Annotated in this window: 17 protein-coding genes and 2 pseudogenes; 5 read left to right on the top strand and 14 right to left on the bottom strand. The window is 66.9% G+C overall.

What is annotated here, in order from left to right; genetic code table 11:
• The 9 genes from SSBG_RS33290 to SSBG_RS16690 all read right to left on the bottom strand — a co-directional run.
• A partial coding sequence (locus SSBG_RS33290; protein ID WP_008747278.1) for an FAD-binding oxidoreductase occupies nt 1–812 on the bottom strand: 812 nt, incomplete at its 3' end.
• 107 nt (nt 813–919) lie between these two features.
• On the bottom strand, nt 920–1,687 hold the full coding sequence (locus tag SSBG_RS16715; protein WP_008747277.1) for an IS5-like element ISStsp4 family transposase: 768 nt from the start codon (nt 1,685–1,687) through the stop codon (nt 920–922).
• A 236-nt stretch (nt 1,688–1,923) separates the two neighbouring features.
• Nucleotides 1,924–3,105, bottom strand: coding sequence for a tyrosine-type recombinase/integrase (locus SSBG_RS16710; RefSeq protein WP_008747276.1), 1,182 nt, complete (start codon nt 3,103–3,105; stop codon nt 1,924–1,926).
• 82 nt (nt 3,106–3,187) lie between these two features.
• Nucleotides 3,188–3,373 (bottom strand): helix-turn-helix domain-containing protein, encoded by a 186-nt coding sequence (locus SSBG_RS31355; RefSeq protein ID WP_008747275.1) that lies wholly within the window; start codon nt 3,371–3,373, stop codon nt 3,188–3,190.
• An 82-nt stretch (nt 3,374–3,455) separates the two neighbouring features.
• Nucleotides 3,456–4,892: a replication initiator gene (locus tag SSBG_RS35845; protein ID WP_078491329.1), complete on the bottom strand. Its 1,437-nt coding sequence runs from the start codon at nt 4,890–4,892 to the stop codon at nt 3,456–3,458.
• 130 nt (nt 4,893–5,022) lie between these two features.
• Nucleotides 5,023–5,388, bottom strand: coding sequence for a hypothetical protein (locus tag SSBG_RS16705; RefSeq protein ID WP_008747273.1), 366 nt, complete (start codon nt 5,386–5,388; stop codon nt 5,023–5,025).
• Between the two features lie 49 nt (nt 5,389–5,437).
• Nucleotides 5,438–5,632: a hypothetical protein gene (locus SSBG_RS16700; protein ID WP_008747272.1), complete on the bottom strand. Its 195-nt coding sequence runs from the start codon at nt 5,630–5,632 to the stop codon at nt 5,438–5,440.
• Nucleotides 5,629–6,969 (bottom strand): FtsK/SpoIIIE domain-containing protein, encoded by a 1,341-nt coding sequence (locus SSBG_RS16695; protein WP_037869970.1) that lies wholly within the window; start codon nt 6,967–6,969, stop codon nt 5,629–5,631. Before SSBG_RS16695 ends, SSBG_RS16700 begins: the two co-directional genes overlap by 4 nt.
• On the bottom strand, nt 6,969–7,409 hold the full coding sequence (locus SSBG_RS16690; protein WP_008747270.1) for a hypothetical protein: 441 nt from the start codon (nt 7,407–7,409) through the stop codon (nt 6,969–6,971). Before SSBG_RS16690 ends, SSBG_RS16695 begins: the two co-directional genes overlap by 1 nt.
• 284 nt (nt 7,410–7,693) lie before the next feature.
• Between SSBG_RS16690 and SSBG_RS16685 the strand changes: the two are divergent.
• Nucleotides 7,694–8,443: pseudogene (locus tag SSBG_RS16685) on the top strand (transposase).
• Here the strand turns inward: SSBG_RS16685 and SSBG_RS33285 are convergent.
• Together SSBG_RS33285 and SSBG_RS16680 are read right to left on the bottom strand one after the other, a co-directional pair.
• Nucleotides 8,434–8,583: a hypothetical protein gene (locus SSBG_RS33285; protein ID WP_158677790.1), complete on the bottom strand. Its 150-nt coding sequence runs from the start codon at nt 8,581–8,583 to the stop codon at nt 8,434–8,436. The pseudogene SSBG_RS16685 and the gene SSBG_RS33285 overlap by 10 nt on opposite strands.
• Nucleotides 8,584–8,994: 411 nt before the next feature.
• Nucleotides 8,995–9,594, bottom strand: coding sequence for a hypothetical protein (locus SSBG_RS16680; RefSeq protein ID WP_234010561.1), 600 nt, complete (start codon nt 9,592–9,594; stop codon nt 8,995–8,997).
• A 628-nt stretch (nt 9,595–10,222) separates the two neighbouring features.
• On the opposite strand from SSBG_RS16680, the gene SSBG_RS16665 reads away from it, so the two are divergent.
• A protein-coding gene (locus SSBG_RS16665) for an IS5 family transposase (RefSeq protein ID WP_106429290.1) occupies nt 10,223–11,031 on the top strand; the annotation gives its coding sequence in 2 pieces (ribosomal slippage) (nt 10,223–10,571 and nt 10,571–11,031; 810 coding nt in all).
• A gap of 8 nt (nt 11,032–11,039) precedes the next feature.
• On the opposite strand, the gene SSBG_RS33280 is transcribed toward SSBG_RS16665, so the two are convergent.
• Together SSBG_RS33280 and SSBG_RS16660 are read right to left on the bottom strand one after the other, a co-directional pair.
• Nucleotides 11,040–11,195, bottom strand: coding sequence for a hypothetical protein (locus SSBG_RS33280; protein ID WP_158677789.1), 156 nt, complete (start codon nt 11,193–11,195; stop codon nt 11,040–11,042).
• 147 nt (nt 11,196–11,342) lie between these two features.
• Complete coding sequence (locus SSBG_RS16660; RefSeq protein WP_008747265.1) at nt 11,343–11,576, bottom strand: hypothetical protein; 234 nt, start codon at nt 11,574–11,576, stop codon at nt 11,343–11,345.
• A gap of 154 nt (nt 11,577–11,730) precedes the next feature.
• On the opposite strand from SSBG_RS16660, the gene SSBG_RS16655 reads away from it, so the two are divergent.
• From SSBG_RS16655 to serC, 3 genes are all read left to right on the top strand, one after another.
• Nucleotides 11,731–12,555: a helix-turn-helix domain-containing protein gene (locus tag SSBG_RS16655; protein WP_037869968.1), complete on the top strand. Its 825-nt coding sequence runs from the start codon at nt 11,731–11,733 to the stop codon at nt 12,553–12,555.
• Nucleotides 12,552–12,755, top strand: coding sequence for a DUF397 domain-containing protein (locus SSBG_RS16650; RefSeq protein ID WP_037869966.1), 204 nt, complete (start codon nt 12,552–12,554; stop codon nt 12,753–12,755). Before SSBG_RS16655 ends, SSBG_RS16650 begins: the two co-directional genes overlap by 4 nt.
• An 819-nt stretch (nt 12,756–13,574) precedes the next feature.
• Nucleotides 13,575–14,693: a phosphoserine transaminase gene (gene serC, locus SSBG_RS16645; RefSeq protein ID WP_008747263.1), complete on the top strand. Its 1,119-nt coding sequence runs from the start codon at nt 13,575–13,577 to the stop codon at nt 14,691–14,693.
• Nucleotides 14,694–14,955: 262 nt separating this feature from the next.
• Here the strand turns inward: serC and SSBG_RS16640 are convergent.
• Nucleotides 14,956–15,170: pseudogene (locus SSBG_RS16640) on the bottom strand (WD40 repeat domain-containing protein); the annotation flags it as partial.

Genomic DNA, 15,170 nt, shown 5'->3' with positions numbered 1-15,170 from the left:
TATCCCGAGATGCGGCGCGGGAGGGCGGGGTAACCGGTGCGCAGGACAGCGAGGTGAGTGTCGACGAGGGCGCGCAGGGCGGCGGGGGCGCCGGGTGTCGCGGAGGGTCCGGAGGCGCTGCCGAGGGCCGGTCCGGACGCGGCGCCGGGTGTCGTGGGCGGTCCGGGTGGCGTGGCGAGGGGGCCGGGCTTGCGCGTGTCCCAGCCGCGGGCGAGGTGGTGGGGGGTGCCGTCGGCGGCGAGGACGTCGAGGGTGTCGGTGTTGTCGGCGGTCGTGCCCCAGGCGACGGAGTGGGCGCCGCAGGAGTTGTTGCCGATCATGCCGCCGAGGGTGCACCGGGCGTGCGTGGAGGGGTCGGGTCCGAAGGTGAGGCCGTGGGGGGCGGACGCGGCGCGGAGTGTGTCGAGGACGAGACCGGGCTGGACGCGGGCGGTGCGGGTGTCCGGGTCGAGTTCGATCAGGCGGTTCATGTGGCGGGTGAAGTCGAGGACGACGCCGGTGCCCGTGGCCTGACCGGCGATCGAGGTGCCGCCGCCGCGCGGCACGACCGGGACTCCGTACTCGCGGCAGGCGGCGAGGGTGGCGGCGACGTCGTCGGTGTCGTACGGGGCGACGACGCCGAGCGGGACGCGGCGGTAGTTGGAGGCGTCCATCGTGGTGAGCGCGCGGGCCCCGGGTGAGAAGTCGACGGTGCCGCGCACGGTGCGGGACAGGGTGCGGTCGAGAGCGGCGAGGGTGCCGGGGGCGGGGGTGCGGGAGGCCGGGGGGCGGGTGGCGGCGGTGCCGGGAGCGGGGCGGGGGTGCGGGCTCATGGGATGTCATCTTTCCCGGGTGGGGCGGGGGCTACGCCGGGGGTGGGGCGGGCTTTATCCACAGGTGGGGGCGGGGTTCACCGGGAAGAGTGAGTGAGCGTTTTTCATCATCGGTTTGAGCTGGCCAGATGCAGCGTGAGGACGGCTTGGACGAGGCTGGTGATCCGGGTGGTCGAGCACCGGAGCTTGCGAAGGAGGCGCCAGGACTTGAGGGTCGCCATGGCCTGCTCGACGAGGGCACGGATCTTCGCGTGGGATCGGTTCACCGCCTGCTGGCCGGCGGACAGGGTGTCCCATCGTCCCCAGTACGGGATGCGGACGGTGCCCCCGGCGCCGCGGTAGCCCTTGTCGGCCCAGCAGGTGACGTCGGCGCGGGTGAGGGCGTCGACGATGCCGTGTTCGCGCGCCGCCCGCACGTCGTGGACAGCGCCGGGCAGGGCGGGTGAGGCCCACAGCAGTCGCCCCATCGGATCGGTGATGACCTGCACGTTCATGCCGTGCTTCTTGTGTTTCCCGGAGTAGAAGGGTCGATCGGCCGCGACCCGGTCGATCGGTAGCAGCGTGCCGTCGAGCATGACGAACGCCTTGGTGGAAGCGGTCTTCATCGCGTCGGCGAGGGTCGGCGCGAGGGCGGCCAGGACGTCGATGGCCTCGGCGACGTACCGGTAGGCGGTGGCGGTACCGATGCCGAAGCCGGCGGCGAGCTGGGCGTATGTGTGGCCGCAGCGCAGGTGTGCCAGGACGAGCAGGGCCTGACGGTTCGCGCTCACGCGACGCCAGCGCGTCCCGCGTTCCTGGCGGCGGGTCCGCAGGCGAGCGGACAGGTAGCGCAGCGTCGAGGTGGACACATCGATGCCGGACGGGTAGACAAGCACGCGGAAGCTCCTGGCAGACAGGCGATCTTGGTCGTGAACCCGTCTACCAGGAGCTTCTTCGCATCCAGACACCGCCCCACCCATCCAACTGGCCACCGACCCAGCCAGGTTGGAAGAGGCTCAGTGGATTTTTTATTTTCGGGAGTAATGCATGATGGGGCCTCCCACCCGCAATTATGCAGATGAGAGGCCCCGAAACTCAGCAAAAACTCAGCTTTCGCTGTCTCCAGCCCTCATCAAGCAGCCGTCGCGAAGCGTTCGCGCAGGTTGATCGCCAACGCCTCTTCAAACGCCGTACTGATCCTCTTCTCGGCACCCACCATAACGTGTGCGTACACCGTCTCCGTGGTCTCGGTGGACTTGTGCCCCATCCACTTGGCAATCTCCCAGACGGGCACCCCCCCGGCAATGGCCATGCTCGCGAAGTAGTGCCGAAGGGACTTGGGGGTGTACCCCTTCTCCTTAAGGCCCGCCTTCTCTATGGCTTCGTTCCACCGGTTGGTGTAAGTGGTGCGGGACGGGTGGTGCCCGGCGCGGGTTGGAGACTCGAAGTACCACCCCGCCTCTCCCCATGGCGTATACAACCTTTTGTGCTCTTGCAGGACCCCGCCGACCGGCAGCCCCACCGGCACCCAGCGCCCGTATCGATCCCATTTCGGTTCGGCCTTCACACCAGTTCCGCGCCCCGCACCAGAGTTTGCCCCGAAAGTCGTCAACTGGTTTTGCACGAAGTACCACCCAGGCTTCCGCGTAAGGTGGCTTTCTGAGAATGCGAGCGCTTCCCCAACGCGCAGCCCACAACCCGCCTGAATCCAAATGGTGGCCTTCAGCTCCGGCCGCATGGCTTCCTGAAGAGCGATGATCTCACCGGTTGTCGGGATTTCATCCAGCCCAATGGTCCGGAGAACGTCATCCCTCCTTCCCATCCTTGGCCCCTTTGCCGCATATCGCGGAACAATATCCGCGTCGTAGCAATATTTGAGGAAGCTTTTCAGGATCACCAGACGAGTCTTTATCCCGGTCCCCTTGTACCCGCGCCGCTTTTGGTCATCCTCCCACTTGACGAGGTCAGAGTGCACGATCGACCCTATACGCCGATCCTTGAAGAAATTCCAGTAGTGATTCTTGTACAAGCCCTCATACTGACTGATCGTGGACGGCTCACGATTCCCGAATTTCAGCCATTCTTTCCAGCAGTCATCAAAGGACCGTTGGGACTGCTTCCGGTCCTCATAAACGCCCATTTTCTTGTCGTGCTCGACCTTGATGGCCAGCGCATTCGCTTCTGTCTTCCTGTTGTAAGGGAAGCTCTCTTCGGCCTGGGGGCCAGATACGGTACGCCAGCGAACGACCCACGAATGCTTACACCGCGCCCACTGAGATTCGGTGTGGTCGCAGCGCTTAATGACTGTGGACATAACTGCCCGCTCCCTCGGTTGATGGCAGACGGGGCCCTATCCCCGTCCACCCTCAGTGCGACATTTTACACAACAACTCCCCCTATACGTAGGGGTGTTGCTCGATCCAAAGCGCCAAATCCCTCTCCCTGAAACGCAAATGCTTGCCGACTCGGCGCGCAGGAATGCCCCATTCCCGCCATTTCGCGTAAAGAGTCCGCTTTGGGATGGCCAAGACGTCCGCCACCTGATTGGGCGTCAATAGTCGATTTGATCCGCCGCTAGCCACGCTTCCTCTCCTCACAGCAGGTATGATGACCGCGACCCGAGAGGGTCGAGGAGCCCCAAGAGCCCTATCTCTTGGGGCTCTTCTATTTCAGGATTTCCCACCCCTCTTCTTTGATCTCCCTGCCAAGCCGTTTGCGCTCCGCTAGATCTTCCGCTATTCCGCGTGCGATCTCGGCTTGTGCCAGGGAATGGCCAGCGCCGACGTAGCGCCATTCGGATTCGGTTTCTGTCCTCCGCCCTTTCTCGGCCGGCCGAGGCCCGGTCAGGTAGTTTTCCCGCACCTTTCGAAGAGCCCCGTAGGTGGTCGAATAAGCCCGGGATTTGGTGAGAACGTGGCCCCGGAATCCCAGCGTGTGAGCCCAACTCCGCAGGTTCAGTGATTCCAGGTCTGTAAGCCCGCCCAGTCGCCAACACTGCATCATGATGGTTCGCACGTGCGGATTGACCGAAGCGAAACGAATTTCGTCCGCGCTTTCCATCCGGCTGTCTACCCCGCCGGAATCACCCACGCTTTTAGCGACGTACTTTGCTACGTAGGCCGCAACAGCGCTGTCGGTAATAACCATACCGGTAAATGCATCACTGCGGATCGAGTGCACATCGAGCTGTTTCCCCCACCGCATTTCCCTTTCGCCAGTCGCGAGCGAGTACGGAGTGCGGACGGCAACTCGCCCCGCAGCCGTCCGGACAGAAGCCGTGAGCATTTCCGGAGTGGCCCACAAAGGCGGGGCAGATGAGGGCCCGTCCGGTCCGTCGATGCGAATTACGGCGTGAAAGTGGATCGCTCCGCGGAGCTGATATTCCGCCACTTTCGCGAAGGACACTCGCAGGTGTTCCCCGATGCGGGATTGAACGATCTCGGCCGCCGAGGCGATTTCCCGTCTCAGGGTGTGGCAAAAGCGGGTCCACAACAGGCCCGCTTCGGCGTTCCACAGCACGTGGCCCGTGTAGTCGTAGCAGGCGGCGCAGAGGGGTTGTCCGAGGTGGGGGTCTTTCTCCTCGTGATGCCTAGGGCAGCCCATCGGCCGGCCGTGGTCACAGATGGGCCCTCCTCGGCGCGGTCGGCACGCGGGACCACCAGGGGCGCTCAGACGGTGTACAGGGCCCCAGGAGGGGGCTGTGAGCGTCACGAACACCCGGGGGTGGTGGCGCACCTGCGGACCGATCCCCTTGCCGCCGAGGAGGCCGGAGCGGACAAGGTGGTACGTGTCGCCGGAGTGGAGGCGGGAGCAGGGCAGGCAGCGGGTTTCCCTCCGGTTCCGGCAGCGGACGGCCAGCCGCTCCCCCGGCTCCTCCCGGGTGTCGTAGTGGGTGAGGATTTCCCCCGTGGCCGCGTCGCGGGTGGTGGTGTGCCCGGAGAGGTAAATGGGGTGGGCGCATCCTCCAATGGATTTCATCTGTTCGAGCCAGCGCGGGAATCCGGGGTCATGAACGATCCGGATAAGGTCGCGCTCAGTCAGGGAAAGGCGCCCGGCCTCGTGGGAAACCGGGCGCCTCTCGTCGGATGGGGGGTAGGCCATGGGCGGCCCCCTTTCGCGAGGGACGATTACGGGATCGGACACGTCAGCTCCATTTGGCTTGGCTACGGGGATTCTCTGCTGCGCAATTCAAGGAAGTAAGCTCAGAAAGTCAAGGTGTGAGTTTTTGGTGTTACGGCTTCTTCGGGGTGGGCGCCCCGTTGGTGCCGTACGGATTGGCGCACTGGTAGAGGACGTATCCCGAGATTTTCGCGCCGTCGCTTCGCCGGGTGATTTTCCCCCGCGTATACCACGTCTTCTCGGACTTCTTGTAGGCCCACTGGTTGTAAACCATCTTGTCGCCCTTGTACGCGACGCCGACCGCTGTCGAGGACTTCGACGCGCTTTTGTGGACCTTGACCGCCGAGCACGAAATCTTCGTCGTGTCGGAGTCGTAGGCCGCCGCCGTTCCCGTGGAGAGCGCGAGGCCGCCGGTAACGGCCGCCAGGCCCAGGGCCGCCGAAATCGTGGCGCGGCGGGTGAAGGGGTGAATCCGCATTGTTTTTCTCCTTCTGTGACTGGCGCCCTTGGCGCCGGATTGGTCGGCGTCAGCCGATGACGAATGCGCCGATGATCGTCTGGAGCGTCCACCACACCGGATACGCGAATGGCGTTCCTGCGAGGATGAACCCGAAAAGGCCGATGAGCGTTGCCTGAATCCAGGAGATTTCCCGGGACCTCACGAGCATGACGACGAACAGCGCGAGGAATGTATCGATGATCCACAGGGTTGTTTGGGTCACTCCTTTTCGCCTTCTTTCGGGGACTGCGCCTGATCGGATTTCAGGCGCAGGGCATGAGGGGGAGGGGTGACGGTCGCGATGCCGTCGATTTCCTCGGGCGTGAGCGGGGCGGAGCGGGCGCGCATCCAGCCGCCGCCCGTGGTGACCACGGCGACGCCGCGTTCGTCCTCCCCGATGCTCTGGATCACGGCCACGGCATCCGCGTGGAGATCGCCCACGGTCATCTGTGCCGACGCCTCGTCGTGCGCCCTGTGGGCTACCCGGCCGCCGAGCTGAGAGCGCAGGGCGGTCACGCGGGGCCCGAGGTCCGAGCCGACGCGCTGCCCGGCGACGATCAGGTGCACACCGAGGGCGGCGCCGAGCTGCGCGACGCGCAGGAGGAGACTGCCGCACCGCTCTGCCTCGTCCCTGGCCTCTCGGCTCCCGTCCGTGAGATACAGCTCCGCCAATTCGTCCACCAGGACCACCACGGGCCCCGGGCGGTCCTCCTCCGGCAGCTCCCACACCGACCGGCACCGGGCGGTCCGGCACAGCCCCGTCCGTCGCTGGATCTCATCGAGGACGCCGCCGAGAAGACCGATCGTCTGAGCCCTGGTGGTGGCGAGCGCGGAGAAGCGCCCGCCGAACACTCCCAGCTCGACGCCGCCCTTCAGGTCCACTCCGAGCAGGGTCACGGGCTGAGGGGTCAGCGCCCGCACGAGGGCCCCGAGAAGAGTGGACTTGCCTGACCGGGTGGCCCCGGTGATCAGCCAGTGAGGGACCCGCCGCAGGTCGATGACCCAGGGCTCTCCCTCCTCCGTCCTGCCGACGTGGGCGACGAGCACGCCGGCCGCCGGGGTCAGGCCCCTGACCGGCGCTTTTCCCGTCAACGGGTCCACAGCGGTCACCCGGATGACGACGACGCCGCGCCGTGGAGTGGTGACCCTGACCGCGTGGACGCGCCAGGCGTGTTCCATCGCGCGGGCCGCCGCCAGGTAGGGGCCGGGAGTCTGCCCGGGGTGGAGCACCACACGCAGGCGCAGCCCGGTCCGCGTCGGCACGGGCCACGCCAGGCGCGGCGCTCGCTGGCGCAGGGACCGGCCCTGTACCACGAGATCACGGCCGATGATCCGGTGATCGGGCCGCGTGCTCACGGTGAGCCCGGTCCGGTCCGCCACCTGCCGCCAAGTGCTTCTGATGTGCAGGGCAGTTGAGGGGTAGCCGGTCAGCCACCAGCGCCACGGCAGTTCGGAGACGCGCACCCCGCGCCGATCGAGGAGGGCACTCCACCAGCCTTGCGTGAGGAGGGCGAGCACCAGGAGCGCGGAGAGGACCCACACCACCAGGGAGGCCACCATCAGTCCTCACCGGCCATCTGCGCGAGGAGGAGTCGCGCCCGGGTCATCGCGGCCTCACTGTGCCGAGCCGCCAGGGCGAGCAGCCACCGCACCGTTTCCGGCTCATCCGAGGTCGTCAGCAGGGCCTCAGCGCCGGTCAGCATATGCAGGTCACGAAGCAGTTCCCCGAAGGCGCCGTCAACGCTGTACGAGGAGTCGGCGCCCCACCCAGGGGCAGGAGCAGAGGCCGCCGCCGCACGCATCGTGTCCGCCATGTCCTGAGCCTCAGCGGCGATCTGCTCGACGCACGGAGTACGGCAGGCGGAGACCTCCCCATCGCGCTCCGCCGACCGCCCCACGGGCACGGCCACAGGTCCGCCGCGCCGGAAAGCCGTCCCACAGCGCACGCACTCCAGCCCAACCGCCTGACGCTCTGTCAGGTGCCAGAAGTAACGTTCCATCACTCAGCCCCCTTGCTGCCGCGCGAACCGGACGCCTGGGTGCTCGACGCCGAGCCGGACGCCGTGGTACTCTGCGCGGTCGAGGGCGAGCCGGGGGCGGGCTCCAGGCCCTCCGCCCGGAATGACACCCCCGAGCGGCCGTCAACCTCCCAGTCATTGAGCGTTTTCAGCGTGGCTACTGATCGGGTGATGGGACGGCGTGACGTTGAGGTACGCAACGGACAGGGCTCCCGTGCCGTTGAGTGAGGTGTTCGACGTCTCAACTCAGCAGCACAGGAGCCCTGTTGGTTCCGTATCCTGCCGCACTCGACCTGCCTCACGCCCTGGTCGAGTGGGTCACGATGCTCATCGTCACCCGCGAGGGTGACCGGCGGTGCAAACTCCCGCCGCACCGCCGTGCGCTGGTCGCACTCGTGTACCTGCGCCGCCACGAAACCCTCGCCCGCATCGCCGCAGCCTTCGGGATATCCGTCGGCACCGCCCACTCCTACGTCGCGTCGGTCACCGACCTACTCGCCGAGCAGGCACCGGGCCTGCTCAAGACGCTGCGCGTGCACGATCCGGACTTCGTTCTCCTGGACGGCACGCTCGTCGAGTGCGACCGCGTCGGTGACGGCAGGGCGGACTACTCGGCGAAACACAAGCGGCACGGCGTGAACGTGCAGGTAGTCACGGACCCGGCCGGAGAGATTTTGTGACTGTCGCCGACACTGCCGGGCCGCACCCACGATCTGACGGCAGCCCGCACGCACAAGATTCTCCGGATCTGCGAGCGCCAGGGCGTCCCGATCCTCGCCGACATGGCCTACATCGGTGCAGGCGGCTGGGTCACCACCGCCAAGCGCCGTCCGCCGGGCGGTGAACTCACCCTTACCGAGCGGACCGAGAACCGGGCCCTATCCGCGGCCCGGGCACCTGTCGAACGAGGCATGGCACGACTGAAGTCCTGGCAGATCTTCCGCAGATCCCGCATCAGTCCCAACCGCATGAGCGTCATCGCCAAAGCCGTCCTCACCCTGGAGAGTCAACGCTGAAAACGCTCATTGAGTAACGTGTTAATGCTGAGGGCGAGGTCTTGCGCCATCTCACGCAGGTAAGGTGGCTCTTGGCCTTTTTCCTGGCGCAATTTCAGGTACGCAAGAATCAGTGGGCGGGTTTCCTTGAAGCGCTTCACGAGAGATCTCGGTTCGTAAGAGTGTGCGATAAAGGCAGACAGTAAAGAGTCCAGATGAGAACAGCGTCACGCGTGAGTTCAGGCCCCGCTCCTCTGGGGGAACTTAGGCTGTAACGCGCCTCTCGCCTTCTCCGCAGGGCTAGGCTCGATCCATGGATGTGCCCTACGTGAACGCCGACAATAACGACCATCCGGCCTGCGGCATCTGCCCTGCAAAGCGGCTTCCCCGAGCGGGATTTGTGGTCTACGACCGCCCCAACCGAGAGGCGCCTTTCAACCCGGACGACGGGTACCGCTACACCTCAGACGGAACGCCCGCGTGCGTCCACCCACACAAACTAGGGATCGAACCCGAGAGGTTCGCGCCTGCCCCCGAACCCGTAGCCCAGGGGCAGGCGGAACCCACTCCGACTAGGCGGCGTTGGTGGCGTCGCTGAGCGGAACGGAAACCCTCTGTCCGCGCTCTGTGATGCCGATGCTGCCGTACAGCCCGTCGAGCACCTGGCGGCGGCGCTCTGCTTCGGCAGCGGGAATCCAGTACCGCTCGTCGACGGGCCCGAAGGCCGCCCTGTACGCCTGATGCGTCCAGTCACCCGTGTCCCACGGGGTGTCGTTCTCGTGCTCGTTCACCGTCGAGTGAACGAACAGGATGCCCGTGCGCCCCTGGATGCGGGAGAGCGCCGTGAACTGCGCCGTGAGCGCGTGGCACACCGTGTCCACGGCCACCGGCACGGGGATCTCGGCGGCCAGTTCGTCACCGGTCATCTCGTAGACGGCCGACTTGATCGCCATGACCTCCAGCGCCAGGTTCAGCAGGGGGGCAGCGTCCGTCTTGACGTTGAACTCCACGACAAGCGGGGTGCCGTAGAACTCGGTCCAATCGGAGCTGTAGTCCGCGCACCCCTCCAGGACGACCCGCATTTCGGGGTCGGCCAGCCAGGCCGCGCGGATCTCGCGTGCGCGCTCCGCCACCTTCTCAGGGGCAGGCCGCACCATCGTTGTCGTTGCCACGTGCACTCTCCTTTTCTCGGATGTGCTTTCTTTGTTGCGACTCACCCCGCCCGCCCGGACCGCGCAAAGGAACACGCGGGCGAGATGAGGTCTAGCCCCGCACGGTCAGCACTGTCCGGTCCGTGACCGCGCGGGAGTCTGCTGGAGATACCCCCCGATAGGGGCGGCGTGTCGGTGAACCCGTCCGGCTGCGGCTCTCCAGACACGCAGCCGGACGGGAGTGGAGTCCCGTCCCCGCCGGGAATTCGTTTTCGAAGACGGGGGAGCCTCTTCAAACGAAGCGTCCAGCGAGGACGGGGGACTAGGGGCGACCGACAATCGCCAAACCGAGCACGACACCGACCGAGGCACTAACGATCAGCACCCAAAGCAGACCCGCGTACCGCGCGACCCACCGCCAAACAGACACGCCCACGCCCCCCGCGGGGCGACTCACACCAGCCCCGGGGGAACGACCCTCAGCGGCAGCGTGCAACGCCACGTGAACTCCACGTGCCGCGTGGCCCTCCAGTGCCTCCCCGCCCACTCCAGGGCCGCGTGCGTCGCCTGTTCGTCAGCCCCCCTGTCCGGCACCGGATCACCCGTGTAAGAAGCCATCTCATTTGGGTGACTCGGTAGTCTATGAGTCATGGTGGGGCTTGTTGAGCGGCTGGTGCCGGACGAATTGTGGCAGTTGTTCCAGCGGGTGGTGCCTGAGGCGCCGTCGCGGCCGCAGGGTGGTGGTCGGCGTCGGCACGGTGACCGGGAAGTGCTGGCCGCGATCGTCTTCGTGGCCACGTCGGGTTGTACCTGGCAGCAGCTGCCTTCGGCGTCGTTCGGCCCGTCCGGAGCGACTGCCCACCGGCGGTTCTCGGAGTGGTCGAAGGCCAGGGTGTGGGCCAAGCTCCACCGCCTGGTCCTCGACGAGCTCGGTACGCGCGGGGAGCTGGACTGGTCGCGGTGCGCGATCGACTCGGTGAACATGCGGGCCTTGAAAAGGGGGACCTGACAGGTCCGAATCCTGTCGACCGGGGCAAGTACGGGTCGAAGATCCACCTGATCACCGAGCGGACCGGTCTGCCCATATCCGTCGCAATCTCCGGTGCCAACGTCCACGACAGCCAAGCCCTTATCCCGCTCGTGAAGGGCATACCGCCTATCAGCTCCCGCCGGGGCCCCCGTCGACGCCGACCCGGAAAGCTCCACGCCGACAAGGGATACGACTACCGCCACCTGCGGCAATGGCTGTCCGGACGCGGAATCCGGCATCGCATCGCCCGCAAAGGCGTCGAGACCTCGCAGCGACTCGGCCGACACCGCTGGACCATCGAACGCACCATGTCCTGGCTCGCCGGCTGCCGACGACTCCACCGACGCTACGAACGCAAAGCCGACCACTTCCTCGCCTTCACCAGCATCGCCTGCACCCTCATCTGCTACCGCAGACTCACCAAATGAGATGACTTCTAAGCCACTACGTGGGCCGGGGACGGTTCCTTACACGTCAGGCACCAGGCCACGTACTCACTGCTCTTGCGGCCCAGACCGTCCACGAGAACCGTGAAGTCCGGGAAGGCGAGCCCCGTCACGGTCGAGGGCTCCTCTACCTGTATCTCGCTCACTGCGTCCCATCCCGAGTTCTTCGACAAGGTGGTATGTGATCCGCTCTTCCAGGTCGGCACACCGCGCGCGCAACTCCGCAAGCGTCGGAGGTCGGCGCCCATCCGGCAGCGGCTCTCCCGGCAACGGGGAAGGCTCCGAACGGGTGCTCACCGTCCCCCCTCCGCCGCCGCTCGCCGCAAGATGCGCACGAGTTCGCCGGCCGTCGAGAGGTTCACGCGCCCCAAGTCGAGGAGCGCCCCGTACTCAGCCACCGCCGAAGGCAGATCCACCCGCAGCGAAGGCAAGGTCAGGTTGACCGCTCTTATCGCCTCAGCCAGTTCGGCGCAGACAATCTGAGCCTCAGCCAGCGGGGTCAAGTTCTCGGGTCGCTCCTGCTCCATGTGCAGTCCTTCGATGTGGTGCCGTCCCGGTGACCGCGAACTACTCATAGGATCGGCGCGCCCAGACGTTCGGAACAGAGAGCTAGCCATAACTCACCAAGAGTTATAGCGAGAGCAGCTATAACCCGAGACGAGTTATAGGACACTGCCCAACGTGACAGCCGAAACTGACGCACCCGACGCCGCATCCTCCCTACTCGCCTTCTTCGGCACGGAGTTGTCGAGACTCCGCTCCGAACGGGGCATGTCACAGGGCAAGTTGGCCAAGGCGGCGTACACGACGCAGGCGATGATCAGCTACGTAGAGAACGCGGAACGGGTGCCCTCTCCGGAGCTGGCGCAGAACCTCGACACAGCGCTAGAGACCGCAGGTCATTTCACCCGGCTCTACCCGCTGGTAGTCCGATACGCCTACCCGACATGGTTCCTGCCGTTCATCGAGTTGGAGCGTGACGCGACGACTATGCGCGTCTTTGAGGCGCAGATCATCCCCGGCCTGCTACAGACCAAGGACTACGCGCGCGCGATGCTCAGCGCGGTTCGGCCGGACAACCTCTCGGACCTCGTTGCGGCCCGCATGTCCCGGCAAGAGCTGTTCGAGCGGGAAGTAACCCCCCGGATGTGGTTCATCATGGACGAGCAGGTCCTACAGCGCCCGATAGGGGGGGATGATGTATGGCGGGCCCAACTGGGCCACTTGCTGAGGCGGGCCGAGTCGCCGAGGACCCTCGTACAGGTCATCCCCCGCAAGGTCGTGGCCCATGCTGGGCTCGCCGGTCCGTTCACGCTGCTCACCTTTGAGAAGGAGGCCCCCGACGTGCTCTACGTGGACGGTTTCTCTCAGGGACGTACCGCGCTTGAATCTCGCGAAGTAGCGGACGGCGCTCATGCCTATGATCTGCTCAGGGCGGTTGCCCTCTCGCCCGAAGACACCGCCGAGTTGATCGGTGACTACATGGAAGGCCGCACGGAGCCATGACCAGCGCATCCAGTCTGTCCGTCGAATGGCAGAAGAGCAGCTACAGCACGAACGGCGGGAACTGCGTCGAGGTGGGGAAGTCGGTTGCCCTGCGAGAGTCCGTGCCGGTCCGAGACTCGAAGGCCCCGACCGGGCCAGCGCTCATGTTCGGGAATGCTGCCTGGACGTCGTTCATTGCCGCCGTGCCGAGCCACGACTAGTCACCGCTCCAAGCATCGGCCCCGCTCTCTCACACACTGAGAGAGCGGGGCTTTTTGCTGCCGACGAGGACGAGCACCAGGACCTCGCGGGCGGGCCGCCGAGCCGTCGAGGACGGGCCGACGAGAACGAGCACGGAGACCTCGCGGGCGGCGCCAGAGCAAGGGTTACTTGGCTGAGCACCGTAGGCGGTGCGGGTGGCCCGCCAGGCCGTCACAAAGCCTCGGGCCCGCCGGGGCACACCTTCTATGGCTGAGGTGAGCGCGGGGTTCGGAGGCGCTTACGGTGGTAGGGCGCCGCAGGCGCAGAACGGCGCTCGGAAGCATGTCCGGGGCCGCGTGTGGGGTCAGCAGGACTCAGCAGAAACTCAGCAGAGCGACGAACACTACCCGCCACGAACCAGCATCAACGGGCAGAGAGCTGCCCGTGTGATCTGCACGTTTGCCCTGGTAGGGAAGGTCTGCTAGGAAGCCAGTGAAACGAATCAGGAGTTATCCACAGATTTGCTGGGGTGAGGGTGGGGGGTGGGGGATTTGCGGAAGACTGTTAGAAGGGGAGCCCCCCGGGCGGGAGGGGGCCGTCCCGGGTGCGGGTGAGCAGCCTCCCCCGAAGAGCCAGCGCCCGCCCCGTGGTGGCGCCCACCCCCAAGGAGGCCCCGCCTCCGAGGCAGCCCCCACCCCCAAGGCGGCCCCACCCCCAAGATGACCCCACCCCCAAGGCGGCCCCACCCCCAGGCACCCCCCTACCCCACCCCCCACCACCCCCGTCTCACCCAACGAACCCCCGCCCCGCCCCACCCCCGCGCGGGATACGCTCGCCCCGTGGCTGATATCCAGATTCCCGCTGACATCAAGCCCGCCGACGGCCGGTTCGGCGCGGGCCCCTCCAAGGTGCGGAAGGAGGCGCTGGACGCGCTGGCCGCGACCGGCACTTCTCTCCTCGGGACCTCTCACCGCCAGGCTCCCGTGAAGAACCTCGTGGGCCGGGTCCGTGAGGGGCTCTCCTCGCTCTTCTCCCTCCCCGAGGGGTACGAGGTCGTCCTCGGCAACGGCGGGTCCACCGCCTTCTGGGACGTCGCGACCCACGGGCTCATCGAGAACAAGTCCCAGCACCTGAGCTTCGGCGAGTTCTCCTCGAAGTTCGCGAAGGCGTCGAAGCTCGCGCCGTGGCTCGCCGAGCCGACCGTGATCTCCTCCGAGCCCGGCACGCACCCGGAGCCCAAGGGCGAGCCCGGCGTCGACGTCTACGCCCTCACGCACAACGAGACCTCCACCGGTGTGGCCGCGCCCGTGCGCCGCGTCGACGGTGCCGACGAGGGCGCGCTCGTCCTCGTGGACGCCACCTCGGGCGCGGGCGGTCTCCCGGTGGACGTCGCCGAGACGGACGTCTACTACTTCGCGCCGCAGAAGAACTTCGGTTCCGACGGCGGCCTCTGGATCGGCCTCTTCTCCCCGGCGGCGCTGGAGCGCGCCGAGCGCGTGCACGCTTCCGGCCGGCACGTGCCCGAGTTCTTCAGCCTTCCGACCGCGATCGACAACTCGCGCAAGAACCAGACGTACAACACCCCGTCGCTCGCGACGCTGTTCCTCCTCGCCGAGCAGCTCGACTGGTTCAACGGCCAGGGCGGCCTCGCGTGGACGACGGACCGCACGGCCGCCTCGGCGCGGGCGCTCTACGGCTGGGCGGAGAAGGTTTCGTACGCGAGCCCCTTCGTCGCTGACCCGGCGCAGCGCTCCGCCGTGATCGGCACGATCGACTTCGACGACGCGATCGACGCGGCGGCCGTGGCGAAGGTGCTGCGCGCCAACGGCATCGTGGACACCGAGCCGTACCGCAAGCTGGGCCGCAACCAGCTCCGTGTCGCGATGTTCCCCGCCGTCGACCCGGCGGACGTCGAGGCACTGACGGCCTGCGTGGACTACGTCATCGACAAGCTCTGAGCGACCGGCCGCAGGCCCGGCCCGGCTGAGGCGTGCCACGCCTGCGGCACGGGCCCCGCTACGAGCGCAAGGGGCGTCCCGCCATACCGGGGCGCCCCTTCGCCGTACCCCCTCCGCGCCCCGCAACCCCACACCCCACACCCCACACCCCGCGCACCCGCACCCGCACCCGCACCGGCCTGCCCCCGGGAACAGCGGATCAGGGGACTGTCAGTGGCGTCGACCACAGTTCGCGACCATGAAGACACGTACAGCCATCACATCATTTCCTGGCCCGCTTGTTCCGCGTCCGGCGCACCCCGTAGAGGACGGCCGCGGCGAGGACCACGACGAGGACGGTCTTGCCCGTCGTGCCGCCGCCCTCCTCGCCCGCGTCGTCCTTGTCGCCGCTCTCCTGGCCCGCGCCGGACCCGGCGGAGTCCGCGCCGTCCCGCCCCCGCTGCCCCGCTCCCCCGTCGCCCGGCTCCGTCGCGCCGG

The sequence above is a fragment of the Streptomyces sp. SPB074 genome, assembly GCF_000154905.1.
Classification (GTDB): Bacteria; Actinomycetota; Actinomycetes; order Streptomycetales; family Streptomycetaceae; genus Streptomyces.
This window is presented reverse-complemented; position numbering and strand designations above follow the sequence as displayed.

Coding starts and splice junctions, on each gene's coding strand:
- SSBG_RS16650 (WP_037869966.1), top strand. CDS start 12,552: ATGACCAGCGCATCCAGTCTGTCCGTCGAATGGCAGAAGAGCAGCTAC.
- SSBG_RS35845 (WP_078491329.1), bottom strand. CDS start 4,892: ATGGCCTACCCCCCATCCGACGAGAGGCGCCCGGTTTCCCACGAGGCC.
- SSBG_RS16705 (WP_008747273.1), bottom strand. CDS start 5,388: ATGCGGATTCACCCCTTCACCCGCCGCGCCACGATTTCGGCGGCCCTG.
- SSBG_RS16690 (WP_008747270.1), bottom strand. CDS start 7,409: ATGGAACGTTACTTCTGGCACCTGACAGAGCGTCAGGCGGTTGGGCTG.
- SSBG_RS16695 (WP_037869970.1), bottom strand. CDS start 6,969: ATGGTGGCCTCCCTGGTGGTGTGGGTCCTCTCCGCGCTCCTGGTGCTC.
- SSBG_RS16710 (WP_008747276.1), bottom strand. CDS start 3,105: ATGTCCACAGTCATTAAGCGCTGCGACCACACCGAATCTCAGTGGGCG.
- SSBG_RS16660 (WP_008747265.1), bottom strand. CDS start 11,576: ATGGAGCAGGAGCGACCCGAGAACTTGACCCCGCTGGCTGAGGCTCAG.